General features: G+C 65.5%; 20 protein-coding genes and 1 pseudogene. 12 read left to right on the forward strand and 9 right to left on the reverse strand.

The window, feature by feature from the left end; genetic code table 11:
• Window positions 1–108: 108 nt before the first annotated feature.
• Window positions 109–3168 carry a type I DNA topoisomerase gene (gene topA, locus A5766_RS08690; RefSeq protein ID WP_064904270.1) on the forward strand — a complete coding sequence of 1020 codons (3060 nt, stop codon included), beginning with the start codon at window positions 109–111 and terminating at the stop codon, window positions 3166–3168.
• Window positions 3169–3564: 396 nt separating this feature from the next.
• Window positions 3565–3741, forward strand: coding sequence for a hypothetical protein (locus A5766_RS24360; protein ID WP_156527414.1), 177 nt, complete (start codon window positions 3565–3567; stop codon window positions 3739–3741).
• Between the two features lie 99 nt (window positions 3742–3840).
• On the opposite strand, the gene A5766_RS08695 is transcribed toward A5766_RS24360, so the two are convergent.
• Window positions 3841–5385 carry an adenylate/guanylate cyclase domain-containing protein gene (locus tag A5766_RS08695; protein WP_064863151.1) on the reverse strand — a complete coding sequence of 515 codons (1545 nt, stop codon included), beginning with the start codon at window positions 5383–5385 and terminating at the stop codon, window positions 3841–3843.
• A gap of 84 nt (window positions 5386–5469) precedes the next feature.
• Here A5766_RS08695 and A5766_RS08700 point away from each other — a divergent pair, with 84 nt between their 5' ends.
• The 6 genes from A5766_RS08700 to A5766_RS08725 all read left to right on the forward strand — a co-directional run bounded on the left by A5766_RS08700 (window position 5470) and on the right by A5766_RS08725 (window position 11916).
• The gene (locus A5766_RS08700; RefSeq protein WP_064904272.1) at window positions 5470–6849 is read left to right on the forward strand and encodes a DNA polymerase III subunit delta'; all 1380 of its coding nucleotides are present in this window, start codon (window positions 5470–5472) and stop codon (window positions 6847–6849) included.
• A gap of 87 nt (window positions 6850–6936) precedes the next feature.
• Entirely contained in the window at window positions 6937–7851 is a 915-nt protein-coding gene (locus A5766_RS08705) for an ABC transporter ATP-binding protein (RefSeq protein ID WP_064904273.1), read from the forward strand.
• The gene (locus tag A5766_RS08710) at window positions 7844–8653 is read left to right on the forward strand and encodes an ABC transporter permease (RefSeq protein ID WP_064904275.1); all 810 of its coding nucleotides are present in this window, start codon (window positions 7844–7846) and stop codon (window positions 8651–8653) included. Before A5766_RS08705 ends, A5766_RS08710 begins: the two co-directional genes overlap by 8 nt.
• Window positions 8650–9543: an ABC transporter permease gene (locus A5766_RS08715; protein ID WP_197501387.1), complete on the forward strand. Its 894-nt coding sequence runs from the start codon at window positions 8650–8652 to the stop codon at window positions 9541–9543. The genes A5766_RS08710 and A5766_RS08715 overlap by 4 nt, the downstream gene beginning before the upstream one ends.
• Window positions 9544–9610: 67 nt before the next feature.
• Window positions 9611–10690: an ABC transporter substrate-binding protein gene (locus A5766_RS08720; RefSeq protein ID WP_005208336.1), complete on the forward strand. Its 1080-nt coding sequence runs from the start codon at window positions 9611–9613 to the stop codon at window positions 10688–10690.
• A 113-nt stretch (window positions 10691–10803) separates the two neighbouring features.
• Window positions 10804–11916, forward strand: a complete 1113-nt coding sequence (locus A5766_RS08725) for a hypothetical protein (RefSeq protein ID WP_005208337.1) — start codon at window positions 10804–10806, stop codon at window positions 11914–11916.
• On the opposite strand, the gene A5766_RS08730 is transcribed toward A5766_RS08725, so the two are convergent.
• Window positions 11808–12992, reverse strand: a complete 1185-nt coding sequence (locus tag A5766_RS08730; protein WP_005208338.1) for an NAD(P)/FAD-dependent oxidoreductase — start codon at window positions 12990–12992, stop codon at window positions 11808–11810. The genes A5766_RS08725 and A5766_RS08730 overlap by 109 nt on opposite strands.
• An 8-nt stretch (window positions 12993–13000) precedes the next feature.
• The gene (locus A5766_RS08735) at window positions 13001–13195 is read right to left on the reverse strand and encodes a ferredoxin (protein ID WP_005208339.1); all 195 of its coding nucleotides are present in this window, start codon (window positions 13193–13195) and stop codon (window positions 13001–13003) included.
• 139 nt (window positions 13196–13334) lie between these two features.
• On the opposite strand from A5766_RS08735, the gene A5766_RS08740 reads away from it, so the two are divergent.
• Window positions 13335–14531 carry a PucR family transcriptional regulator gene (locus tag A5766_RS08740; protein WP_005208340.1) on the forward strand — a complete coding sequence of 399 codons (1197 nt, stop codon included), beginning with the start codon at window positions 13335–13337 and terminating at the stop codon, window positions 14529–14531.
• Between the two features lie 17 nt (window positions 14532–14548).
• Here A5766_RS08740 and A5766_RS08745 read toward each other — a convergent pair whose 3' ends face one another.
• Together A5766_RS08745 and A5766_RS08750 are read right to left on the reverse strand one after the other, a co-directional pair.
• Complete coding sequence (locus A5766_RS08745) at window positions 14549–15961, reverse strand: fatty acid desaturase (protein WP_005208341.1); 1413 nt, start codon at window positions 15959–15961, stop codon at window positions 14549–14551.
• Window positions 15962–16078: 117 nt separating this feature from the next.
• The gene (locus A5766_RS08750; protein ID WP_039856742.1) at window positions 16079–16981 is read right to left on the reverse strand and encodes a LysR family transcriptional regulator; all 903 of its coding nucleotides are present in this window, start codon (window positions 16979–16981) and stop codon (window positions 16079–16081) included.
• Between the two features lie 128 nt (window positions 16982–17109).
• On the opposite strand from A5766_RS08750, the gene A5766_RS08755 reads away from it, so the two are divergent.
• On the forward strand, window positions 17110–17298 hold the full coding sequence (locus A5766_RS08755) for a hypothetical protein (RefSeq protein WP_005208343.1): 189 nt from the start codon (window positions 17110–17112) through the stop codon (window positions 17296–17298).
• A gap of 11 nt (window positions 17299–17309) precedes the next feature.
• Here A5766_RS08755 and A5766_RS08760 read toward each other — a convergent pair.
• The 4 genes and pseudogenes from A5766_RS08760 to A5766_RS08775 all read right to left on the reverse strand — a co-directional run bounded on the left by A5766_RS08760 (window position 17310) and on the right by A5766_RS08775 (window position 22479).
• Window positions 17310–19000, reverse strand: a pseudogene (locus A5766_RS08760) (dipeptide ABC transporter ATP-binding protein).
• A 1-nt stretch (window position 19001) separates the two neighbouring features.
• Complete coding sequence (locus tag A5766_RS08765) at window positions 19002–19931, reverse strand: ABC transporter permease (RefSeq protein ID WP_064904277.1); 930 nt, start codon at window positions 19929–19931, stop codon at window positions 19002–19004.
• Window positions 19931–20887 carry an ABC transporter permease gene (locus A5766_RS08770; protein ID WP_005208346.1) on the reverse strand — a complete coding sequence of 319 codons (957 nt, stop codon included), beginning with the start codon at window positions 20885–20887 and terminating at the stop codon, window positions 19931–19933. Before A5766_RS08770 ends, A5766_RS08765 begins: the two co-directional genes overlap by 1 nt.
• Window positions 20887–22479 (reverse strand): ABC transporter substrate-binding protein, encoded by a 1593-nt coding sequence (locus A5766_RS08775; protein WP_005208347.1) that lies wholly within the window; start codon window positions 22477–22479, stop codon window positions 20887–20889. Before A5766_RS08775 ends, A5766_RS08770 begins: the two co-directional genes overlap by 1 nt.
• Before the next feature lie 285 nt (window positions 22480–22764).
• Here A5766_RS08775 and A5766_RS08780 point away from each other — a divergent pair, with 285 nt between their 5' ends.
• Together A5766_RS08780 and A5766_RS08785 are read left to right on the forward strand one after the other, a co-directional pair.
• On the forward strand, window positions 22765–25107 hold the full coding sequence (locus A5766_RS08780) for a sulfatase-like hydrolase/transferase (protein WP_005208348.1): 2343 nt from the start codon (window positions 22765–22767) through the stop codon (window positions 25105–25107).
• Between the two features lie 151 nt (window positions 25108–25258).
• Window positions 25259–26242, forward strand: coding sequence for a TauD/TfdA dioxygenase family protein (locus A5766_RS08785; protein WP_064904279.1), 984 nt, complete (start codon window positions 25259–25261; stop codon window positions 26240–26242).
• Window positions 26243–26314: the final 72 nt, after the last annotated feature.

Here is a 26314-nt window from a genome sequence, read left to right on the forward strand (position 1 = left end):
CGGATGTGCAAATGGCGCTATACATAAGGTACAAACCTCAAACGAGACGAGACCCCATCCGTCAGCCAACCGGCACGCGGCGGGCGGGTCCAAACCGAAGGACACCCGTTGGCCGAGACCAGCACCACCGCGCCCGCAAAAGGAGAAGCGATCCGACGACTGGTGATCGTCGAGTCGCCGACCAAGGCGCGCAAGATTGCGGGGTATCTGGGGGGCAACTACGTCGTGGAGTCGTCGCGCGGTCACATTCGTGACCTGCCGCGCGGCGCCGCCGACGTTCCGGCGAAGTACAAGGGCCAGCCCTGGGCGCGGCTCGGTGTCAACGTCGACGACAACTTCGAGCCGCTGTACGTGGTCTCGGCAGACAAGAAGTCGACGGTCTCCGAGCTGAAGTCGTTGATGAAGGATGTCGACGAGCTCTATCTCGCGACGGACGGCGACCGCGAGGGTGAGGCGATCGCCTGGCACCTGCTCGAGACGCTCAAGCCGAAGATCCCGGTCAAGCGCATGGTGTTCCATGAGATCACCGAGCCTGCGATCCGCGCGGCGGCCGAGAACCCGCGCGACCTCGACATCGACCTGGTCGACGCGCAGGAAACCCGACGCATCCTCGACCGTCTCTACGGCTACGAGGTCTCGCCCGTGCTGTGGAAGAAGGTCATGCCGAAGTTGTCGGCGGGCCGTGTGCAGTCGGTGGCGACGCGGATCATCGTCGAACGTGAACGTGAGCGCATGGCGTTCGTGTCGGCCGAGTACTGGGACGTCGACGCCACGCTCGACGCCGGTGAGTCGACGACCCCGCGCAGCTTCTCGTCGCGGTTGGTATCGGTCGACGACGCGCGGGTCGCCGCCGGTCGTGACTTCGATTCACGCGGCAACCTGAAGCGCGCCGACGGCGTCGTCGTACTTGATCGCGAGCGGGCGACGGCCCTGGCCACAGCTCTCGACGGTGCCGACATGACGGTCACCTCGGTGGAGGAGAAGCCCTACACGCGTAAGCCGTATGCGCCGTTCATGACGTCGACGCTGCAGCAGGAGGCGGGCCGCAAACTGCGGTTCACCTCCGATCGCACGATGCGCATCGCGCAGCGGCTGTACGAAAACGGCTACATCACCTACATGCGTACCGACTCGACGACGCTGAGCGAGTCGGCGATCAACGCTGCGCGGGCACAGGCTCGTGATCTGTACGGTGCCGACTTCGTGCATGCCACTCCGCGTCAGTACACCCGCAAGGTCAAGAACGCGCAGGAGGCGCACGAGGCGATCCGCCCGTCGGGCGAGACGTTCCGGACTCCCGGCCAGGTGGCCGGTCAGCTCGAAGCCGACGAATTCCGGCTCTACGAGTTGATCTGGCAGCGGACCGTCGCGTCGCAGATGGCCGACGCGCGCGGCACCACGCTGAGCCTGCGTATCGCCGGCACCGCGAGCGGACAAGGCGGCAACGGCGAGCGATGCACGTTCGCGGCATCGGGTCGGACCATCACGTTCCCTGGCTTCCTGTCGGCGTACGTCGAGACGGTCGACGAGCAGGCCGGTGGCCAGGCCGACAACGCCGAGACGCGGCTGCCGCAGCTCACCGAGGGGCAGCACCTCACGGCCACCGACCTCGAGGCCGACGGTCACTCGACCAACCCGCCCGCGCGCTACACCGAGGCGTCGCTGGTCAAGGTGCTCGAGGAGCTGGGCATCGGCAGGCCGTCGACCTACGCGTCGATCATCGGGACCATCCAGGACCGCGGCTACGTGGTGAAGAAGGGCAGCGCGCTCGTCCCGTCGTGGATCGCGTTCGCTGTCGTCGGGTTGATGGAGGCGTACTTCGAGAACCTCGTCGACTACGACTTCACGGCGTCGCTCGAAGACGATCTCGACCAGATCGCCAACGGCAACGAGAACCGCACCCGCTGGCTGACCGAGTTCTACTTCGGCGACAAGGCGGCCGACGAGTCGTCGAGCGGTGATCAGGGTGAGGTGCCCGAGATCGCAGGCTCCGACATTGCCAAGCACGGCGGATTGAAGAAGCTCGTCGGGGTGAACCTCGAGGAGATCGACGCCCGCGAGGTCAACTCGATCAAGCTGTTCGACGACGAGCAGGGCCGCCCGGTCTATGTGCGTGTCGGCCGGTTCGGGCCGTACCTCGAACGCAATGTTGCGACGTCGCCCGACGCGGAACCGGATCTGCAGCGCGCCAATCTACCTGCGGATATGACTCCCGACGAGCTGACGCTCGAGGTGGCAGAGAAGCTGTTCTCGACGCCGCAGGAGGGTCGTTCGCTCGGCGTCGACCCGGTCAGCGGGCACGAGATCGTCGCGAAGGAAGGACGATTCGGGCCGTACGTCACCGAGATCCTGCCGCCCGACGACGACGAGGACGGCTCGGGTGGCGGCGCTGCCCCGTCCACGATCCCCGCAGGTCCGACCCCTCGTGATGGTGGCGAGGGTGGTGTGGTGCCGCTCGACGACGCGCACGCGGGCGGTGGCACGGCCACCAAGACGGTCGCGAAGAAGACGGCCAAGAAGGCCGCGAAGAAGGCCGGACCCAAGCCGCGGACGGGGTCGCTGTTCAAGTCGATGGACATCTCGACGGTCACGCTCGACGACGCGCTCAAACTGCTCTCGCTGCCGCGGGTCGTCGGCGCCGACCCGGAGTCCGGCGACGAGATCACCGCGCAGAACGGCCGCTACGGCCCGTATCTGAAGAAGGGTACCGACTCGCGGTCGCTGGCCAACGAAGACCAGATCTTCGGGATCACGCTCGACGAGGCGCTCAAGATCTACTCCGAGCCCAAGCGTCGTGGCCGGCAGGCCGCAGCACCCCCGCTGCGCGATCTCGAGAAGAACGACGAGGTCAGCGACAAGCCGATGGTGATCAAGGACGGCCGCTTCGGCCCGTACGTCACCGACGGCGAGACCAACGCCAGCCTGCGCAAGGGCGACGACGTCGCGACCATCACCCCCGAGCGGGCGATGGAACTCCTCGCCGACCGCCGCGCCCGCGGCCCGGCGAAGAAGGCCACGAAGAAGAAGGCCACCGCGAAGAAGACGCCGGCGAAGAAGACCGCCACCAAGACGGCCGCGAAGAAGACCGCGGCCAAGAAGACTGCGGCCAAGAAGACGACCGCGAAGAAGACCGCAGGAAAGAAGAGCGCGCCGCCGGCCGAGGAGTGATCTCGACAAGCTCGATCAGCGGGTGGGCGCTGAATCAGCGGTGCATTTCCGCTGGTTGAGCAGGCCGGGTGCGGCAGAAGCCCGCGGAAGGGTCATCGGGCGGGCGCAGGAAGTAGGGGAAGGAATCCTTCCGTGGGTTGTGTACGTTTCCCCGGGTTGTTTCGCGGGTAAGGGTCAGAGAGTGGGGGAAGGGATCTTTCCCCTAGTTTCTGCGGGCGGGCCGGGGTGGCGCGGGGACCTGCGCGGCGTCGAACGTCGCGCGGTGTCGACCGGTGGCCTGGTTCGACGACAAGGTCGACGCCGGGTCCGCAGAATCTCGCGGAAGAGTCGCCGGGTGCGGCCGAGGTTCGCGGAAGTGCGGTCGGGTGCGGCAGAATCTCGCGGAAGAGTGGCCGGGTGCGGCCGAGGCTCGCGGAGGCGCGGTGGGTGCGGCAGAAACTCGCGGAAGGGCCGTCGGGCGGCGCGCAGCGAGCTGCCGGTGTCGAAACCGCGTTGATCTCGACAAGCTCGATCAGCGGTGGGGCGCTCGATCAGCGGGTGCATCTCCGCTGGTTGAGCAGGCCGCGAGCGTAGCGAGCTGCCGTGTCGAAACCACGTTGGGTGATCTCGACAAGCTCGATCAGCGGGTGGGGGCTCGATCAGCGGGTGGGCGCTCGATCAGCGGGTGGCACCCTACCGCCGATACGGCGACAGGTGTGGGCGGGCGAGCAGCGTCTCGATGCCGCGGCCGCGCAGCTCGACACCTTCGCCGATGTCCCAGTTCTTCGCCTCCTCGCTCGAGGCGAGGAACACCGCGCGGGCCGAGCCCAGCACGCGGGTCGGTTCGTCCTTGGCCAGTTCGGTGAGCCGGGCCGCTTCGTTGACCGGGTCGCCGATCACCGTGTACTCCAGCCGCTGCTCCGAGCCGATGTGGCCGGCGATGGCTTTGCCCGCGGAGACCCCGATACCGATGTCGGTGTCGCCGAGTGTCTCCCACAACTCCTGGCGCATCTCCCGCGCCGCGGCGAGTGCCTGACCGGCGAAGTCGTCGAGGTTCAGCGGTGCACCGAAGATGGCGAGCGCGGCGTCGCCCTGGAATTTGTTCACGAATCCACCGTGGCGTCCGACGACGGCCACCACCACCCGGAAGAACTCGTTCAGCAGGTCGACGACCTCTCGTGGTGGCCGATTCACGGCCAGCCGCGTCGATCCGACGATGTCGACGAACAGCACGCCGACGTAGCGTTCCTCGCCGCCGAGTTCTGTTCCGGTCTCGATGGCCTTGCGCGCGACGTCCTCGCCGACGTACCGGCCGAACAGGTTGCGCAACTGCTGCCGCTCACGCAGGTCGGCGACCATGTCGTTGAAGCCCGCCTGCAGAAGTCCCAGGTCGGAACCGTCGTAGATCTTGACGGCGGTGTTCAGGTCACCTTCACTCACTCGGGTCTGGGCGGCGCGGAGTTGCTTGATGGGGTCGTTGATGGCGCGTACGACGCGCACGATGGCCAGCAGACTGAACGCCAGCGACGCCAAACACATCCACAGGATGGGGCGTAGCAATCCGACGGCGTCGGTCTCGATGAAGTGAATGCGCTGCAGCAGGATCAGGCCGACGATCACGACCATCGGCGCGACGACGCTGATCACCCAGAAGACGGCGATGCGTGTGGTCACGCCCGGCGCGATCGCGTCGTCTGGGTTGTTGGCCATCGCGGCGACGGTGATGGGGCGCAGCACCTTCTCGGACTGGAGGAAGCTGAGCACGCAGGTCACGAGTGCGCCGATCGCGCTGGCGACGGCAACGATGAACGCATCCTTGTGTGAGACGGTCAGGTTGACCGCGGTGAACAACACACCACCGATGACCCACAGACCCAGATTGACCAGCGACAACGTCACGGGCAGCCGCAGCGCTCGTTTGCGGGCCATGTCGTTGTCGAGTCGCGTTCGACGTCGGTGCCACACGAGCACCGGCAGCGACAGTTTGATACTCAGCGCGCCGCCCACGATCATCGCCAGGAGGAGATAGGCGAGGAAGATGCCCTGATTGAGTGCGGTGATGTCGTTGAACTTGAACGAATCCTGCGACGGCATACCGAAGCGGAGAAACGCGAAGGTGAACAGCGCGCCAACGAGATTTGCGCGCAACAGGTCGAGAGCGAGGATCGGCCACGGCGTGCGCGCCAGCCATCTGGCCAGGTGCAAGCCGTAAGACAGCCTGGATCGACGTTCAACCACGCCCTTTACGGTAGCTGGCTGCTTGCAATTGTTAAACGTTCATCCACAAGCTGGGGTGTCCGAACTGCGGATTACGCTGGTGATGTGACAAATGTCTTCGACCGGCTGACCGGCCAGCGGGCAGTGGCGCAGGAGCTGACCGACGCCGCGACGGCCGCCAGAGTCCTCGCTTCACGCCTCGACGCAGGACCGTCCGCCCCCGCTGCCGCTGACTTCGACGCCGCCGAACACGACGCCGCTGGTGAGCTCGACGCATCGATCCTGGACGCTGCCGACTTCGACGACCCAGACTTCGACAGCCCAGGCTTCGACGACCCGATCTTCGATGGCCCCACGCCGGCGTCCGTCGTCGTGCCCCGCGCGTCGATGACGCACGCCTGGCTGTTCACCGGGCCGCCCGGAAGTGGTCGATCGGTAGCGGCGACGTGCTTTGCGGCGGCGCTGCAGTGCCAGCATCCCGACGTCGTCGGGTGCGGTGAGTGTCGTGCGTGCGTCACGGTCATGGCTCAGACGCATGCCGACGTCCGGCACATCGTGCCGCAGGGGCTGAGTCTCTCCGTCGACTCGATGCGCGAGATCGTGCAGGCTGCCGCGCGGCGGCCGGGTACCGGTCGGTGGCAGATCGTCGTCGTCGAAGATGCTGATCGGCTGACCGAGCAGGCGGCCAACGCGCTGCTGAAGGTCGTCGAGGAGCCGCCGTCCCGCACGGTCTTCCTGCTGTGCGCACCGTCTGTCGACCCCGAAGACATCTCCGTCACGCTTCGCTCGCGATGCAGGCATGTCCCGCTCGCAACGCCGACCGTCGCCGACATCGAGCGCGTCCTCGTCGACCGCGACGGCCTCGACGCCGACGCCGCGCGGTGGGCGGCATCGGTCTGCGGCGGGCACATCGGACGTGCCCGCCGCCTTGCCACCGACCCCGAGGCTCGCGAGCAACGCGACAAGGCGCTGGCGCTCGCACGTGCGGCCACCCGTGATTCGACGGCCTATGCGGCCGCAGAGGAATTGGTGAAGTCGGCCGACGCCGCGGCGAAGGCGATCAGTGCCGAACGCGACGAAGCCGAGACCGAGGAGATGAAGACCGCCCTCGGCGCAGGCGGCACCGGTAAGGGCACCGCCCGACCTCCACGCGGAACGGCGGGTGCGCTCAAGGAGCTCGAGAAGCGGCAGAAGTCGCGCGCCACCCGCGTCGGACGCGACACCCTCGACCGTGCACTCGTCGACCTCGCCGCTCTCTACCGCGACGCCCTCGTCGTCTCGATGGGTGCGCAGGTCACGGCGATGCACCCGGACAAGGCCGCCGACATCGCGATTCCGATGGCTGCGTATGCGTCTCCGGAACAGTTGCTCCGCTGTGTCGAAGCCGTCCTGGAATGTCGTGAAGTCCTTGACCAGAACGTGAAGCCGAAGTTCGCCGTCGACGCGATGGTTGCCACCATCGGACAGGTCATGCGCTCGAACTGATCGCCGGAGCGCCACGTGTCGCGCTCGACGCCCGGAGTAACCGCCGGGTAATCACGGTGAAACACAACGCTTCTAGCGTGGCAACCCATGACATCTGCACAGGGGGCGACGTCGCGCGGGTCTGACCGTCCGCCGGGCACCGGCATCGACATCTCCGGCTTGACCAAGACCTTCACCAGCCGGTCGGTGCGCGGGACCAACACGGTCACCGCGCTCTCCGACGTGTCGTTGAAGACCGCGGAGGGTTCGTTCCTGTCGCTGCTCGGCCCGTCCGGATGCGGTAAGTCGACGGTACTGCGCATCCTCGCGGGACTCGAGGAACCGACGTCGGGCACCGCGTTGATGAACGGCCAGTCGCCGACCGAGCTGCAGCGAGATCACTCGTTGGGCATCGCTTTTCAGGATTCTGCCCTGTTGCCGTGGCGGACCGTCGAATCCAACATCAGGTTGCCGCTCCAGGTCGGACGCATGCCGTCCGACGACGCGTTGGTCTCGGACCTGATCGAGCTCGTCGGCCTCACCGGATTCGAGAAGGCCAAGCCTGCCATGCTGTCCGGCGGTATGCGACAACGTGTTTCGATCGCACGGGCACTCGTCGTGCGACCCACCGCGCTGCTGCTCGACGAGCCGTTCGGCGCCCTCGACGACATGACCCGTCAGCGTCTCAACATCGAACTCCTCCGCATCTGGACCGAGAAGCCCGCCACCACACTCATGGTGACCCACGGGATCGCCGAGGCGGTCTTCCTCTCCGACGTCGTCGCGGTGATGAGTCCGCGCCCCGGTCGCGTCGTGGAGATGGTGCCCGTCGACCTGCCCCGACCGCGTGTCCCCGAGATGATGCGCACACCGGAATTCCATGCGCTGCATGACCATCTGTCCGGCCTGCTGTTCGGCGGTAAGGCAGCCGACGGTCCTGCGAAGCCCGCCGCATCCGAACCCGACAGGGACGTTCCCGACACCGCCGACGCCGACGCGATCTCCGAGGCCACGAGTGGCTAGCGCCGTGGTGGAACGGACGTCGTCGGCGCGCACGGTCGCAGGCGCCGACCGATGGGCCGCGGGACTCGTCGGCATCGTCGGCGTGCTAGTACTCTGGTCGCTCGCCGGAGCGTTGGAATGGTTCCACGGAACGATCCCGACACCGTGGGCTGTTGTCCAGACCATCGCCGACACCGGATGGAGCTACTACGCCGAGAACTTCTCGTCCACAATCGAATTGGCGTTGCGCGGCTTCTTCTGGGGCAATCTGCTCGCGATCCTGCTGGCACTTCTGGTGATCGTGATACCGCCGATCGAGGGCTTGGCCACTCAACTCGCGATCATCTCCTACTGCACACCCATCATCGCCGTCGCGCCGATCATCCAGGTCGCCTTCGCGCAGGTGCAGACGATGATCATCTTCCTCGCGGCCATCTCGGTGTTCTTCACGACGATGATCGGAACGCTCAGCGGGCTGCGTTCGCCGAACAAGGCGAGCCTCGACCTGATCCGCGTCTACGGCGGAGGCCGTTGGTCGCAGTTGCGGCGCGTGCGGATCGAGGCTGCACTTCCGAACACGTTGGCCGCCATCAAGATAGCGGCACCGGCTGCGATTCTCGGTGCGGTTCTCGGAGAGTTCCTCGCGATGCCGGACAGGGGCGCCGGTCCTGCGATGATCGTGGCGCAGCAGCGCGGCGACATCCCGCAGGTGTGGGCGATCGCGCTGATCTGTGGTGCCGTCGCCGGCGTCGGGTACGCGATCGTCGCCGTCGTCGCCCGGTTCGCGACGCGGTGGGCCGCAGGTAAGGAGGTGTTCGGATGATCGCTCCCACAACCGATTCGACGGCCGACGTGGTGGTCGCCGACGCATCGACTCCAGCAGACGGGCTCCCGGAAAGTGTTGCGACAGGCCCGAACATCGGTGCGCTGCTGTGGCAGATCACCAAGTTCCTCGGATCGCTCGTCGCGTCATTCGTGTTGATTCTGGTGATCTGGTGGCTGTTCCTGCTCGCCTTCCCCGACATAGGGCCGATCATCGGACGCACCCCGGTCCAGGTTTTCCAGTATCTGTTCACCGAGCCGGGCGCCGCAGACGCGAGGTCGGAGATCTTCGACAATCTCGCGATCACCCTGACCGACGCCGCAATCGGCTTCGTCGTGGGAATGACCGCTGCGCTACTCGTTGCGGCGCTGTTCGTCGTATCACGGCCTGCCGCACAGACATTCATGCCGATAGCGATGCTCCTTCGCTCGGTGCCGTTGGTCGCGATGACACCGCTGATCACGCTCGTCGTCGGGCGGGGGATCGGGGTGGTCGCCGTGATGGGTGGAATCGTGGTGTTCTTTCCCGCGCTCGTCATGATCATGACCGGCCTGGCGAACGCGCCCACACAGATCAACGACGTGATCGCTGTGTACGGCGGTAATCGATGGACTGCGTTGCGACGCTCCGCAATTCCGTCGGCAGTGCCCTCGTTGTTCAGTGCCGCCAAGATCTCGGTTCCCGGTGCGCTCGTCGGCGCGACCGTCGCCGAATGGCTCGGCACCAACAAGGGACTCGGTGCAACGCTGCAGCAAGCGCTGCCCGCGGCGGCATACAACGAGCTGTGGGCATCGGTGCTCGTCATCACCGTTGCGTCGATCATCCTCTACGCGATCGTCGGCGTCATCGAATCAATTGTCCTGGCCCAGATGGGTATGCAGCAGAACTGAGGCTGCTGATCGTGGCCAGCCCGGTCGGGTGATCCTCGCCCGATCCACCTGAAAGGAAGAAGACCCAATGAGTAATTCCGTGCGTAGCGGCGGACTCGATCGTCGCGCTTTTCTTCGGTACTCGCTCCTTGCGGGAGGTGCCGCGGGTGCACTGGGCGTGTCCGGGGCGCTCGCGGCCTGCAGTAGTGGCAGTAGCTCGTCCGGCGGGGCGTCGTCGGACAATCCCAAGGTGCAGCTCTCGTGGCAGAAGAACATCGAGTTCGCCGGGGAATACTGGGCTTTGGAGAAGGGGTACTACAAGGCGGGTGGTCTGGGCACGCCTGAGTTGATCACCGGTGGCGGCGCGGGTACCGGTGTCGAGACCGGCCTGACGTCGAACAAGGTGTGGATCGGTACCACCGCACCGCAGCTCACCGCGCCGGTGATCCTGCAGGGCGCCAAACTGATGACTGTCGCGGCCACCTACCAGAAGAATCCGTTCTGCATCGTGTCGTCGGCCGAGAAGCCGATCAAAACACCACAGGACATGGCGGGCAAGAAGATCGGCGTGCAGGCGTCCAACGAGAATGTGTTCAAGGCACTGCTCACCGCCAACGGGATGAAAGAGTCCGACGTCCAGAAGATCTCGGTGCAATACGACCCGACGCCGCTCACCAAGGGCGAGGTCGACGGCTGGGTCGCCTACGTGACCAACGAGCCGATCACGTTGGCCGAGAGCGGTTTTGCCAACACCAACTTCCTCTTCGCCGACTTCGGACTCCCACTGGTCGCCGAGACACTCGTGGTGAAGCAGGAGACCATCGACAACGAGCGCGACAAGCTCAAGGCGTTCCTCAAGGCCGAGGTGCAGGGTTGGAACGACGCCGTCGCCGATCCCGCGGGTTCGGCGAAGCTCGCCGTCGAGAAGTACGGCAAGGACCTGAATCTCAACCTCGATGAGCAGATCAAGGAAGCGACTGCCCAGAACACGCTCGTCGTGTCGGAGGACACGAAGAAGAACGGTCTGCTGACGATGACCGACGCCCTGATCGCACAGAACATCGAGGCGCTGGGCAAGGCGGGCTACACCCTCAAGCCCGCGCAGATCTTCGACATGTCGCTGATCAACGAGGTCTACAAGGAGAACCCGGATCTGATCAAGGCCTGATCTCCCCCTGGGGGCGGCGAGCGCGCGATGCGTTCGCCGCCCCTGACATATGTCACCGGATTCGATGACGAATGGCATGGGTGCTGCCGATCACCCGGCGAGATGATCGCTGTATGTCCACTCTCACCGACACATCCTCACGGCGCGTCGCTGTCCCCAGTTGGCTACGGAATCCGGCGCTCGGTCTCTTCTTCCTCGCCCCGCTCGTCGCCGAGTTCTTTCTCGGTGACTTCCCCCTGACCATGATCTTCGCGATCATCCCGTTGGCGTTGTGGTACGGCGGAAGCGCCGTACTCATCCGAGAGGTCGTGCGGCGTCGCGGGTTGTGTTGGCCGTCAATTCTCCTGCTGGGCAGTGCTTTTGCTGTCGTCGAGGAGGGACTGTTGACGATGTCGCTGTTCAATCCCGACTACGCCGGTGCGCATCTCCTCGACAAGGGGTACATCCCGGCACTGGGTATCGGGACCACCTGGACGGTGTACGTCCTTTGCCTACACGTCGGATGGAGTATTGCGACACCCATCGCGTTGGCCGAAGCGGCTGCGGGACAACGGGGGAACATTCCGTGGCTCGGCCGGCGTGGGCTGATCGTGACCGGGGTCTGCGTCGTGCTCGGCGCGGTGTTCACCTTCGCTACCAACTATCCGCAGTTCGGTCACTTCCTTGCGTCTCCGGCTCAGCTGCTCGCGTGTTTCATCATCGCGGCATCGTGTGTCGTCGTCGCGCTCTGCCGTCCGGTGTGGATCAGCCGCGGTAGGACTCGACGTGGATCGGCGCCGTCGCTGTGGTGGGTGTTCGCGGTGATCTTTCTGTGCGCGGGTGCTTTTCAGCTCGATTCGGCGATCGACACCACATGGATTGCCGATACGACGGTGGTGGTGGCGATCGTCGTGGCGCTGGGGTCGTTGGGGTGGTGGTCACGCAGCGACGGGTGGTCGCAACGTCACGTGCTGGCCGCGGCGTCGGCCATGCTCCTCACCTACACGTGGCATGCCTTCTTCTCTACCGGGGTGGTGCCGTCGACTCCCATGGTCCTGCTTGTGAGCCATATCGTGTATGCCGTTGCGGCGGTGGCGATCCTGCTGATCTGTTGGCGTCGAGTGGGCCGTGGGGCAGGTCAGGATCGCGTAGCGGTGAGCTCCGCCGACAGTGCTCGACGCAGCTTGGCGATCCGCCCGGGCGCGTCCACGGCCACTGCTCCGACCACGCGGTCGCCGTCGGAGTAGAGCACGACGCCGCCGTCGTCCATGGTCTCGGTGACCGTTCCCGACAGGTCGGCCTCGGTGGCGCCGACGATCTGGATGCGGTGACCGTGCCACGACGACCAGGCGAACGGCACTCCCGCATATGTCTGCTGCGCGCCAACCGCATTCGCTCCGGCGACGAATCCCTGTGCGGTCGCCGAGGTCCAGTGGCCGCCGGGAGCGCCGTCGACCGATGCCACATCGCCCGCCGCCCACACCGCTGGCGCGCTGGTCGCCATCGTCGAATCACAGACCACGGCGCCCGATGCGGGATCGAGTTCGACGGTGCTCGCCGCGAGCCAGTCGGTGGCGGGCGTCGACCCAGTACCGACGACGACTGCGTCGACCGGGACGTCACGCCCGCAGGATGTGCGGATCGAGTCGATCCTGTTGTCGCGCGCGGAAATATCCGCCAGACCCGAGTCGGGCAGGAGTGTCAGGCCCGCGTCCTCGTGCAGTGCTGCGAGCATGCGCCCGGCGAGCGGGCCGACGCTGCGCGCGAGCGGGAACGACGACGTCCCGATCAGGGTGACGTCGATGCCTCGCGCGGCAGCGGCCGATGCGATCTCCGAGCCGATGAAGCCGGTACCGAGGACCGCCAGACGTGTTGCGTCGCGGAGTGTTTCGCGGACTGCGATCGCGTCGTCGAAGTCACGTAGCGTGTCGACGTTGTCGAATCCGTCGAGTGCGCCGATCGTGCGGGCACGATGTCCGGTGGCGAGTACGAGCGAGAGGTATTCGATCGGGCCGGCATCGGTCAGCAGCCTTCGGTGCGCGACGTCGATTCCCGTTGCCGTGGTGGATATCCGAAGGTCGATGTCGAGTGCTTCCCAACTCTCTGCCCGTCGCAGGGTGGGCAATTCGGGTTGCTTGTCGGCGTCGAGCATCGCTTTCGACAGCGGTGGGCGGTCGTAGGGGAGGTGCGGTTCGTCGCCGATCATGACGATGTCGCCGGTCCACCCTTCGGCGCGGGCGCCCTCGGCGGCGCGTACCCCGGACAAGGACGCGCCGACGATGACGAGCGGCCGCGTGTCAGATGACGTGCGTGGTTCAGTCACGGCGCACCTCAGTCGAGCATCCGCAGAGCGGACACCGGGCAGGAGTCGACGGCCGCGCGCACGTACGTCCTGTCGCTATCGGGAACGTCGGAGGTCGCTACCTCGACGATGCCGTCGTCGCCGATCTGGAAGTACTCGTTGGCCTGTGTTTCGCACATTCCGATGCCCTCGCAGGTGGGGCGGTCGACCTGGATGTGACTCATCATTCTCTCCTTCGATAGCGGGCTGGTGAACGACCATCTGTTGTCATCTTGACCGGGAGATGCGTCACAATCACTGGTCATCGCACCCAATCCGACGCATTCGACTGTGCAATCACACAGTCTCTGACAGTTTGGGGTGATGACCGAGATCGCCGAGTGGCTGGAGATGTTCGTCGCCGACCAGCAGAACCCGACTGCGCTCGACGACTGGGTCTCGACGACCGTCGACGCGATTACCGCCGACGTCGACCTGCCCGCCGACATCCGTCCGGTGCTGGTGTCCGCGGTCGAGGAGCACTGGCTTGCGTTCCTCGGCGGCGTGGCCGTCGACGCGGACGGGGCCACCGAACTCGTACCGGCAGCGGGAGACCTGTCGATCCAGATCGCGCGGCACCATCTCGGACTGCCGGTGCTGTTGAAGGTCTATCAGAGCGCGCAGGAGGCGTCGTGGGATTTCGCCGTCGACGTTGTCGGGCATGCGCCACAGGACCTCGATCACGAGTCGCTCCTCGTGTGGTTCTGGACCAAGGCCAACCGCTGGTTCGCCACCTCGGTCGAACTCTCCGTGGCGTTGTATCAGGACGAGGTGGAGCGGATTCGACGACGCGGCGATGCGCGACGCTACGAGTTGGTCGCCGATGTCCTCGATGGGAAAAGCGTTGGCTCGACGGAACTCTCGGCGGAGCTGGGCGGCCACCCGATCGCCGGCGTCACACAGGTCGCGGTCATCGCGCACGCGATGGACGCCGACTCCATCGAGCGACTCGAACCGTCACTCGTCCGCCTCGCGTCGTCGATTCCCGGAGCACGGCTGGCCGTTGTACGGCCGGGAGGCCGCGAACTGTGGGGATGGCTCGCACTGAATGCGGCGCCAAGCACTGCGGCACAGTGGGATTCGCGTGGCGTCGATCCCGCGCAGATTCGCTTTGCGATCGGAGAGGCGGCCGAGGGTATCGAGGGATTCGTCCGTTCGCATCGCGATGCTCGTGCGGCGCAACGTGTCGCGCTGTCGCCGCGTCGACATATCGCGCTGACCGTGTACGAGGACGTCGCCGCGCTGACTCTCCTGACCGGAGATCCCGACGCCGCAGGGCGTTTCGCGCGTGCGGTGCTGCGTGGACTCGCCGCACCGGAACTCGACGAACTGCGCGGCACCGTCCGCTACGTGTTGACCACCGCCGACAGTGCAGACCAGGTCGCGACATCACTTGGTATCCACAAGAACACGGTGCGCTACCGGATACAGCAAGCAGAACGCCTGCTCGGACATCCCATTCGGGAGCGAGCAGGCGATCTGGTGTTGGCGCTGGACTATTTCGACGCCTTCCTCGGCTGAGGCGGGTCGCGGGGTGACTATGCGCTGGTCTCCTTCAGGGGGATGAAGTCGACCTTCTCGCGCACACCGCAGTCCGGGCAGGTCCAATCGTCGGGGATCTCCTTCCACGCGGTACCCGCGGCGAATCCCTCGAGTTCGTTGCCCACCGCGACCTCGTAGGTGTAACCGCAACCGGGGCAGCGGGCCGCGGCGATGTCGTCGTTGATTGCGCCGGGCGTGGTGTCGTCGAGGAGCGACTCGTCGAGCGTCGTCTCGCTGGGAATGGGGAACCTGCGGGTGAGACGGTCGAGCTTTCCGGGAGCGACGTTGGCGAGTCGGACGTCGCCGTCGAAGTGGTCGACGACGCGGTGGTCCATGACCCTGCGCCACAGGGGTGGGAACAGTGCGAGGACGATCATTCCGGCGTAACCGGTTGGTAGTGCGGGTGATTCGCGATAGTCGCGCAGGGTCTGGTAGCGGCGAGTGGGGTTCGCATGGTGATCGCTGTGGCGCTGCAGGTGATACAGCAGCACGTTGGTCGCGATGTTGTTGGAGTTCCACGAGTGCATGGGAAGCACGCGCTCGTAGCGTCCGGCTTTGGTCTGCTGCCGCAGCATGCCGTAGTGCTCGAGGTAGTTGACGATTTCGAGTAGCGAGAAGCCGACGACAGCCTGCAGCACGAGGTAGGGCAGAATCCCGACGCCGAGCCAGATGGTCAGCGCGGCCCACAGCACGACGGTCATCAGCCAGGCGTTGAGTACGTCGTTGCCGATATGGAACGGATGAGTGTCCTTGCGGCGGTATCGCTTTGCCTCGACCTGCCATGCGCTGCGGAGCGAGCCCGACACGGTGCGGAACCAGAACCGGTAGAAGCTCTCACCGAGTCGCGACGACGCAGGGTCTTCAGGGGTGGCGACCCGCACGTGATGTCCGCGATTGTGCTCGATGTAGAAGTGGCCGTAAAAGCTCTGTGCCAGTGCGATCTTCGACAGCCACCGCTCGTGGCTCTCCTTCTTGTGGCCGAGCTCATGCGCGGTGTTGATCCCGATACCGCCGATGAAACCGAGTGTCACGGCGAGTCCGATGCGGTTGATGATCGGCCAGTCCGCGGTGGCGATGAGATACATCGAGAGGATGAAGCCCGCGTACTGGATCGGCAGGAACGCGAAGGTGATGTAGCGGTAGTACTTGTCGTTCTCGAGTTCCTCGATCACGTCGTCGGGCGGGTTGGTCGGGTCGAAACCGGCGACGAAGTCGATCAGCGGGACCACGCCGAGCACGATGATCGGACCGACCCACAGGAAGACACCCCACCCGGTTAGTTCGTACCCACCGATGGCGATGAATGCGAACGACGGGACGATCAGACCGATCAACCACAGATAGCGCTTGCGATCACGCCACCTTGCGGTGCTTCCTTCGGCAACGGTGCCGGTGGCCTCGAGTGCCATGATGTACCTCCTGAACACGGGCTGTATTTCTGAACTGTTGTCAGAATCCACGCGTTCTGGATCACAATCACCGTGCTATTCACTCAATATGCGGAGTCGGACTGTGTGATCACACAATCAGGTGGCGGACGCCAGCGCGACGTCGAGAAGCTCTCGCGCAGGTCCGCGCACGGTGATGTGCGACGTCCACACGGCACGGAGTGGACGCACCATCGACAACCCGTCGACGTTGATGCGCACGAGGCGTCCGGCCGCGATGTCGTCGGCGATCGACAGTCGCGACAACACCGTCACCCCGTTCGACGTCAACACCGACGACCGGATCGCGGTGACCGACCGCAGTTCGATGAGTGGGTCGGCGGCGACGAGTCCGAGTTCCGAGAGCGCCTTCTCGTAGGTGATCCGTGTTCCGGAGCCGGGTTCGCGCTGGATCAGCGGCGTCGACGCCAGTTCGTCTGCCGACACCGTGCCCGTGCGTGACCACCGATGGCCGGGAGCGGCGACCACGTACAACTCGTCGGTGGCAACGAGCGCGGCGTCGAGGTCGGCTGTCTCGCCGGGACTTTCGACGAACCCGAGGTCGGCGTCGCCGGACCGCACCGTCTCTATGACCTCGGCGGAATTCATGGGGCGCACCGAGATTCGTGCTCCGGTGCGCGAGGTGAGCGTGGTGAGCCAGCCCGGTACCAAATACTCGGCGACGGTCATCGACGCTGCGACGACGAGCGTCGCGTGCCTGTTGCCGATCAGTGTGTCGACGCCTGCGACGAACTCGGCTGCCCGTTCGACGAGCGCGTTGGCCCACTCGAGGACCAGGCGACCGTTCTCGGTCGGTTCGACGCCCGCGGGGGAGCGTACGAAGATCTCGACGCCGAGTTCGTGCTCGACGCCGCGCACGCGCGAGCTGACGGCCTGCTGGCTGAGTCCGAGGTCGCGGGCGGCGGCGCCCATGCTGCCGAGTCTGCCGACCGCGACGACGACCTCCAGCGCTGTGATGTCGGGAAGTCGGCGTGCGGGCATGGCGATGACGTTAGGCAACGCCTCGTCTGGTCACAAGCATGATCTGTGGCCTTGTAGGGTGGTCACTGCGCGGCCTGCAGTGGGGTCGTGCGGTGCGTAGGATTCCCGACCACTGACGAGGGAGCGAGATGTCGGACTTCATCAAGAAGATCAAAGACGACGCAAAGGCCGTCGGTGCCGCCATCGACAACGAGCTGACCGTGCTCGAAGGCGTTCCCGGCTACGACCCGCTGGCCGACGACGATTCCGCGGGCGGCGAGAGCGCCGGGGACGAGAGCGCGGCCGACACGCCTGAGGCTGAGCCGAAGAATTCCTAGGGTCTCGGACCTCACGCCAACGCGGCGCTCGACTCTCGACGCCGCTGCGGGTCGGGGTACGGCACGGCGTCGAGCAGTGCGCGCGTGTACTCGTCGCGCGGCCGGGTCAGCACGTCTCGCGCAGACCCGTGTCCGACGACCTGCCCGTTGCGCAGCACGTACACGCGATCAGACACCTGCTCGATGACTGCGAGGTCGTGGCTGATGAACAGCGCCGCGAAGCCCAGCTCGTGCTGTAGTTCTGCGAACAGTTCGAGCACGCGTGCCTGCACCGACACGTCCAGCGCGCTGGTCGGCTCGTCGGCGATGAGGAGCTTGGGCCGCACCGACAGCGCCCGCGCCAGCGCGACACGCTGACGCTGACCGCCGGAGAGCTCATGCGGAAGTCGGTCGGCGAACGAGCGAGGCAGATGCACCGCGTCGAGCAACTCCTCGACGCGGGTCGATTGCTCTGCGCGCGTTCCGATGTGCTGGATGTCGAGCGGTTCGCGAATCGACTCGGCGACGGTGAAGCGCGGGTCGAGCGACGCCGTCGGGTCCTGCGGCACGAACGCGATGGTGTGGCGCAGCGAGCGCAACTGTGCACGGTCGACGGCGTCGAGGTCGTGTCCGTCGACCAGGATCTTGCCACCACTGAGATGGGTGAGCCCGCCGATAGACCGGCCGAGAGTTGTCTTGCCCGAGCCTGATTCGCCAACCACCCCGACGACCTCGCCGGGATCGACGTGCAGCGAGACGTCGTCGAGCGCGACGACGGGCTTGCGTCCGAAACCGCCACGATGCACCGCGGTGACATGCTCGACGGCCACGATGGGAACGGGTCCGTCGCCCTCAGCGGTGTCGAAATCTGATGCCGCCCCGGCACTCTCGTCGTCCGTGGAGTCGACGGTCGGCAGCTTGGGAACCGCGGCGAGAAGTTGACGTGTGTACGGCTGTGTTGGCCGAGCGAAGATGTCGAAGACCGTTCCGCGTTCGACGACCTCGCCGAGCTGGACGACGACGACGCGGTCGGCGATGTCGGCGACGACGCCGAGATTGTGTGTGATGAGCAGGATTCCGGCGTCGATCCTGCCGCGCAGACGCAGCAGCAGGTCAAGGATCTCACGTTGCACCGAGACGTCGAGCGCCGTCGTCGGCTCGTCGGCGAGGAGTAGTGCCGGGTCGTTCGCGAGTGCGAGGGCGATCACCACGCGCTGCTTCTGACCGCCGGAGAGTTGGTGGGGGTAGTAGTCGACGCGCTGCTCGGGGTCGGGTATCTCGACTAGCGACAGCAATTCGACGGCGCGGCGTCGAGCATCGCGTCGTGAGATCGATTGATGTGTCCGCAGCGCCTGGCGCAGTTGCCATCCCACGGTCTGGGCGGGGTTGAGTGCGGTCTGCGGCTCCTGGAAGATCATGGCGACACCGGTGCCGCGGATCGCGTTGAGGTCGCGTTCGGAGGCGTTCAACACCTCGACGCCGTCGACCTTGACCGAGCCGGTCGCGACCGCGTGCTCGGGGAGCAGGCCGATCGCCGCGCGTGCGGTCATGGTCTTGCCGGAGCCGGATTCGCCTACCAGGGCGACGATCTCGCGTCGATTGACGCGCAGGCTGATGTCGGAGACGGCCGGACGCGGGTAGTCGAAGGTGACTCGAGGGAGTCGACCTCCAGTGCGGGTGCGGGATCAACTGCTGTGTGGTCGTTCTCTGCAGCGTTGGTCATCTCACTGCCTCCTGCTGCGCGAAATGGACTGGGAAATAAGGTAGAAACCGAGGACGAGTGCCGTGATCACGATGAGCGGTGCCACCGAGAACCACGGATTGGTCTCGAGGTAGCTGTTCCCGGGCGACAGAATGCCGCCGAGAGACGGTGTCGGGGGAGTCACTCCGATGCCGAGGAAGCTCAGTGCCCCTTCGACGAAGACGGCGAGCGATAACGAGAGTGCGAACTGGACGCCGAGTGACTCGATCGAATTGGGCAGTACGTGGCGGCGGAGGACGTAGCTGTTGCGCGCGCCGCTCACACGCGCCGCCTCCACGTAGGGCAGTTCTCTGACGCGTAGCACCGACGTGCGAGCCAGTCGGCCGAAGATGGGAATCTCTGCGAGCACGATGACGATTCCGATTGTGGTTGCGCCGGGCGACAATACGGCGGTCAGGGCGATGCCGAGGACGAGAGCGGGAAAGGCGAGGATGACGTCGAACGTGCGCTGTGCGATGACATCTGAGATGGGGTGCGACACCGAGAGCACGCCGATCGCGGTACCGAGAAGGGCGCCGATGGGTACGGCGATGAAGATGATCAGCAGATCCACCCGGATGCCGTAGAGCACCCGTGTCGCGACGTCGCGGTTGAGGTCGTCGGTGCCGAACCAGTGGTCGGCACCCGGCGGCAACAGGTACGCGCCGTCGATCTGCTGGTCCGGTCCGTACGACGTCAGCAGTGGTGCGAGCAGCGCGAGTGCGACGATGCCGAGCACCAGGACGCTTCCGACGAGGCCGCCCCCGGTGAAGAGACTGCGCCACAACGGCTTCCGGATTCGACGCCGCTCTTTGTCGGTGGGCGACTCCGGGATCAGACCCGGTTCGATGTCTGCGGCGGACGACCCGGTCGCGGACGTCGAGCCGGACGAGGTGGTCAGTGAGGTCGACATCAGTTACCTGCCAATCGGATTCGGGGATCGAGCCACGCGTGCAGTACGTCGGCGAGCAGTTGGAGCACGACGAACACCGCGACCGAGAGCAGCACGAGCACCTCTACGAGCGGATAGTCGCGGGCGAAGATGCCCTGCTCGGTCAGGAGGCCGAGTCCCGGCCAACCGAAGATGGCCTCGACGAGGATCGCGCCGCCGAGGAGCCCTCCGGTGACCAGTCCGAGCGCGGTCAGGCTCGGTGGTAGCGCATTGCGTAGTGCGCTGTGAATGACGATGTCGCGCTTCGATACTCCCAGTGCTCGTGCGGTGGTCGCATACGGTTGCCGGAGTTCGGTGCGCAGCGCTTCGGTCAGGAAGCGGGCGAGTGTGGCGCCGGCCGGGAGCGCCAGGGCGACGGCAGGCAGCAGGAGGTACTGCGTGGTGATGCCGGGTTGGCTGAAGAGTCCGTCTGGCGGGGTGCCGCCCGAGGGGAGAATGCGCCAGCGGACGCCGAACAGCAGGATCAACAGCGTGCTGACGACGAAGGTCGGAACCGCGATCGCCACCGCATTCACCCCGGTGACAACGGAGTTCACGATGCGGTTGTCGAAGATCGTCGCCGACAGACTCAATGCCAGCGCCAGGAGGACGGCGAGGATCAGCGCGGTGACGGTGAGCAGAATGGTGTGGACGAGTCCGAACGAGACGAGTGAGCTGATCTCGCCACCGACCTGGTAGCTCTTACCGAGATCGAAGGTGAAAATGCCTGCGATCCAGGAGGCGTACTGTGCGATGAAGCCGCGGTCGAGACCGAGGTCGTGGCGTATCGCCGCCAACTGTTCGGGCGTGGCGTCGGGTCCTGCGAGCGCTGATTCCGGTCCTCCGGGGATCAATCGGACGATCGCGAAGATCAGCACCGAGGCCACGAACAGCACCAGGATCGCCGTCGGTATGCGGCGCAACAGATATCCGGCCATCAGGAGTTCCGTCCTTGCGTGTTGAGGTAGGTCTCGCCGAGGTGCAGTTGGGCACGCCGGTCCCAGTCGACATTGCCGACGGCGGGCGACGCCGCGGATTGCTGGAACACCACACCGATCTCGACGAGGAACAGATCGTTCAACCAGATGTCGTCGAGCTGTCGATACGCGGCGAGCGCAGCGGGCGATGTCGGATCGGGTGCGTTCCAGGCCGCGTTGGCGGCCTTCGTGTAGTCGGGGTTGACGTAGTTGGAGGAGTTCTTCGCCGCGTTGAACGGGTACGCCGAGACGGCGAGGGTCGAGGGCGTGAACTGTGCAAAGGCGTGCTGCAGCAACCAGATTCCGTCGAACTTGCCGCCGATCAGCTTGGACGACTGCACGGTGTTGTCGTTGGGGCGCAACTCGACCGGGATACCGACGTCCTTGAGGTTCGACTGCACGATCTGCGCCAACACCCGGTCAACGCCCTGGGTGGAGTAGTCGAGGGTGATCGGTGCAACCTGCCCGTGTTCGGCGACGAGCTCGCGCGCCCGCTTCACATCGCGCGTGTACGTCGTGTTCTTCGACGCGTCGTATGCGGGAGACCACTTGGGCCAGGGCAGGTTGACGACGTAGCCACTCTTGCGGAAGACGTCGTTGATGATGCGTTCGCGGTCGATGGCGAAGGCGATCGCCTTGCGCAGGCGGACGTCGCCGAGCGCTGGATTGGCTACGTTGATTCCCACGTACTCCTGCTGCTCGGCGCCGGTGTAGGTGATGTTGTTGAATCCGTATCTGCGCGTTGCCAATTCCTGGTCGTGGTTGTTGAGTCCGTAGGCGAGGTCGATCTGGCCCGTGCGTAGTCGGGTGTAGAGCGCCTGCTGGTCGGTGATGATGTCGAGGTCGATGGCGTCGAGATTGGCGCGCGGACCCCAGTAGGAGTCGTTGCGCACCAGGCGGACATCCGAATTCGGTTGCCACGACGAGAATCGGAACGGGCCGGTTCCGTTGAACACCTTGCCCGCGCGCAGCCCGTCGAGGGTGTTGCCGTCGATGATCGGCGCAGAGTCGAGCAGGTCGAAGATGTTGCTGAGCGGATGATCGAAGGTCAGCACCACGCGGTGCGGATTGCTGGTGTCGTAGCCGGTGATGGCCGCGGCGGTCCGCTTGAACTGCGGTGTCCACGGCCCAGCGGTGTACGCCTTCAGTGAGCTCTCGACGTCGGCCGAGGTGAACGCGCGCCCGTCGTGATAGCGCACGTCGTCGCGCAGATCGAGCGCGAGGGAACGGCCGTCGGAGGCGAGTTGCCAGCGTGTGGCCAGCGACGGTCGGACGGTCAGATCGTCGCGCGAGTAGCGGATCAGGGTGTCGAAGACGTTCGACACCACGTGGCCGTTCATGCTGCCGGTGCCGATCTGCAGGAAGGTCTTCGGGCTCAGGTCATTGAGCACACCGACCCGCAGGGTGCCGCCCTGCGGCGGTTTGTGGCCCGGAGGAAGGGCGGTCGCTGTGGAGTTCTGCTGCTGCGCGACGGCGGAGGTGCACGCGGTGGCCGTGGCCATCGTCAGCAGTGCGACGAGCGCGAGCAGCGCGGCTCGTGTGCGAGTGGGCATGGTCTTCGGATTCTCTTCCGTCCGATGGGATGGGAGCTGCGACGCTGGCGGTAGTCGGTGATGCGGCAGGAGCCGATCCCGACATCGGCCACACGACGCACGGCCGCGGGTCGGTGTGCGTTGTCGAATACGAGCAACTGTGAGGGCATTCGGGTGGCGACTTCAAGCTGATGACGCCTTTCTCGGCAACGTCGGAGAAAGGGTTGACAGACCGGCCGGCCGTGCGAATGGTGTGTGATGCGCAACCGCGGACAGCGGTGGTCGCACGATCGTGGAGGAGTGACGATGGCAGACGGAAACAGCGAAATACCCGACTACGCACGGGGTTACGAAGGTTTCGAGGGTCGGGTCGGTCGTACGTCGTCGCAGTCGACGCCCTGGTGGAAGCCCGAACCGAGCGCGCCGGTGGGTGCTCCGAACATCGTCGTCGTGCTCATCGACGACATGGGCTACTCCGATATCTCGCCGTTCGGCGCGGAGATCGATACCCCCAACATCGCGGCGCTCGCAGAGCGTGGATTTCGACTGTCGAATTACCACACGACGCCGGTCTGTTCGCCGGCTCGGGCCGCTCTGCTGACGAGGCTCAACCCGCACCGTGCCGGCTACGGCAGTGTGGCGAACTCCGATCCGGGCTTCCCCGGTCTGCGCCTCGAACTCGCCGACGACGTGCTCTCGCTTCCGGAGATACTGCGCGCCAACGGCTATGCGACGTATGCGGTCGGTAAGTGGCACCTCGCCCGCGACGCCAACATGAGCCCCGGCCGTACGCGCGATTCGTGGCCGCTGCAGCGCGGGTTCGACTCCTATTACGGTTCGCTCGAAGGGCTGAACTCGTTCTTCTATCCCAACCAGCTCATCGCCGACAATTCGGTCGTCGACGTCGACGAGTACCCCGATGACTACTACGTCACCGACGATCTCACCGATCGTGCTGTCGCGCAGATCAAGTCGCTGCGCGCGCACGATGCCGAGAAGCCCTTCTTCCTCTACTTCGCGCATATCGCCATGCACGGTCCGCACCAGGTCAAGGAGTCCGACCTCGAGAAGTATCGCGGAAAGTACGCGGACGGGTGGGATGCTGTGCGCCAGAGACGATTCGACCGACAGGTCGAGCAAGGTCTGTTCGACGAGGGCACTCCGATCGCCGAGCGCAACACCGAGCCCGGCTACGACGCTCCACCGTGGGATGAGCTCGACGTTGCCGAGCAGGAACGCTTCGCGAAGTACCAGGAGGTCTATGCGGCCATGGTTGATTCGGTCGATCAGAGCGTCGGACGCATCGTCGACACCCTGACCGAGCTCGGCGAACTCGACAACACGATCATCGTGTTCACGTCCGACAACGGTGGTACCGCCGAGGGTGGTCCGGTCGGAACCCGTTCGTACTTCAGCCAATTCGTGCACGGACCGGTGCCGTCGGACTGGGAGCGCGACGTCCCCCATGACGAGAATCTGATCGGCAGCGCGGCTCTCGGTGTGCACTATCCGCGCGGGTGGGGCCAGGCGTCGAACACGCCCTTCCGCTTCTACAAGGGGCAGACCTTTGCCGGAGGTGTGCGGGTGCCGTTCGTGCTGTCGTGGCCCGACGGCCTGCCGCGCGACGCGGACGACAGCGGTGTTCGCCGACAGTATGCCTACGTGACAGATCTTGTGCCGACGCTGCTCGAGTTGGCGGGCGTCGAGGCGCCGACCGAACGGCACGGTAAACCCGCGCAATCGCGCGACGGTGTCAGTGCCGCAGGGTTTTTGCGCGATCAGGCAGCGAGTTCGGACCACACCGAGCAGTACGCCGAGTTCGGCGGACACCGCGGGTTCTATCGGGACGGGTGGAAACTGCTGTCGCTGCACAGGGACCCCGATCGCGTCGACGACCCGGAGTGGGAACTCTACGACGTGACAACCGATCCCGCGGAGACGCACGACGTCGCCGCGGAACACCCGGACGTCGTTGCAGAACTCGCTCGCGCGTGGGACGAAGCCGCATGGCGCAATACTGTGTTCCCGCTGTACGATTCGCCCGCCGACCAGGGACGTCGACGACCCGACGAAGAACGCTACAGCGACCCGGTGCGCATACTCGCCGGCACTCCGACGCTCGAGCGGTACCGTTCGAGCAAGCTCATCGCGTACCGCGACTTCGACATCGAGATCGAGTTGCGCGACTGGACGCGCGCCGACGAAGGTGTGCTGGTCGCCCACGGTGATCCGCAGGGCGGCTATCTGCTCTACATCGAAGACGGCACAGCGCATTTCGTGTTCAACAGCTACGGCCGCATCGCGCGTGTGTCCGGCGAGCTACCCGACGGCGTGGACACCCTTGCGCTCGGTGCCGTCGCGACACCACAGGTGCGATGGGACTTCGTTCTCGAGGCGTCGGTCGGCGGGCAAGTCGAGGTAATCGCCAAGTTGGACAACCAGTTCCAACTCGTGGGCATGGCCCCGTGGACGGGGATCTCCGTGGGGCTCGACGCGCGCGGTCCCGTCGATCTGGAACTGCGGGAGCGGCGCGGCGTGTTCCGCTTCGGCCGCGCACTGCGCGCGGTGACCTACCGACCGGGCGCCGTACGGGTTCCGGCCGATGTCCGCCGCGAGATCGATGAGAGCGCCGAGTATCACGCCGACTGAGTATTACGTCGACCGAGTATCGCGCCGACTGAGTACCGCAGCGGCACAAGGTTGTAATCGGTGTGGGCGAGAACCTTTCGCCGCGCGCCGATCAGTGGAGAAATCGAAGTAACGACGACATCAGCCAAGAAATCAGCCAAGGAGTACACCAGTGACACTGACCGACATCGAACAACGCACCGACAGCGATTCCGCTGCCCAAGCTCTCTACGACGACGCGTCGATCACCGTGACCAAGCTCGGCGAGAACATCGGCGCCAAGGTCGAGGGCGTCCGTCTCGGCGGTGATCTGTCCGCCGAGCAGGTCGAGGCGATCCGCACCGCGCTCGCCGTCAACAAGGTCATCGCCTTCACCGGGCAGGACCACCTCGACGACGAGACCCAGTACGCGTTCGCGTCGTTGCTCGGTGAGCCGACTGCACCGCATCCGACCGTGACGTCGCGTGGTGATCAGCTGCTCACCATCGAAGGCGCCGCGAACAGTTGGCACACGGACGTGACCTTTGTCGATCGCATCCCCAAGGCGTCGTTGCTGCGGCCAATTGTGTTGCCTGCCTATGGCGGTGCGACCACCTGGGCATCGACCGTCGCCGCCTACGAGCAGTTGCCCAAGCCGCTGCGTTCGCTCGTCGAGGAACTGTGGGCCACGCACTCCAACCTGTACGACTATGTGGGACAGAAGGAGCCGTCCGGCGGCGTCGACGTTGTGCAGAAGGAGGAGCACTACGCCGAGTTCACCAGCTCCGAGTACGAGACGTTGCATCCCGTCGTCCGCGTGCACCCGGAGACCGGAGAGCGCAGCCTGCTGCTCGGCCACTTCGCCAAGGAGTTCCGTGGCCTGAAGGCGTCGGAGTTCGCGAATCTCTATCAGCTGCTGCAGGCCCGGATCACCAAGCTGGAGAACACCTTCCGCTGGTATTGGAGCTACGGAGACCTGGTGATCTGGGACAATCGCGCCACCCAGCACTACGGCATCGCCGACTTCGGCAACCAGAAGCGTCAGCTGCATCGGATCACCCTGGCCGGAGACGTGCCCGTCGACGTCAACGGCCAGCAGAGTCAGATCATCCAGGGCGACGCGTCGCATTACTCGTCGGTGGAACAGCCCCGACGTCTGGCGGTGTTCGCTGCCTGATCCTGCTCGCCGGAGATCATCTGAAGAGTGCACGACGCGGTCGGACCACGGGCTGGGTCCGGCCGCATCGTG

Source organism: Gordonia sp. 852002-51296_SCH5728562-b (assembly GCF_001665475.1).
GTDB lineage: Bacteria > Actinomycetota > Actinomycetes > Mycobacteriales > Mycobacteriaceae > Gordonia > Gordonia sputi.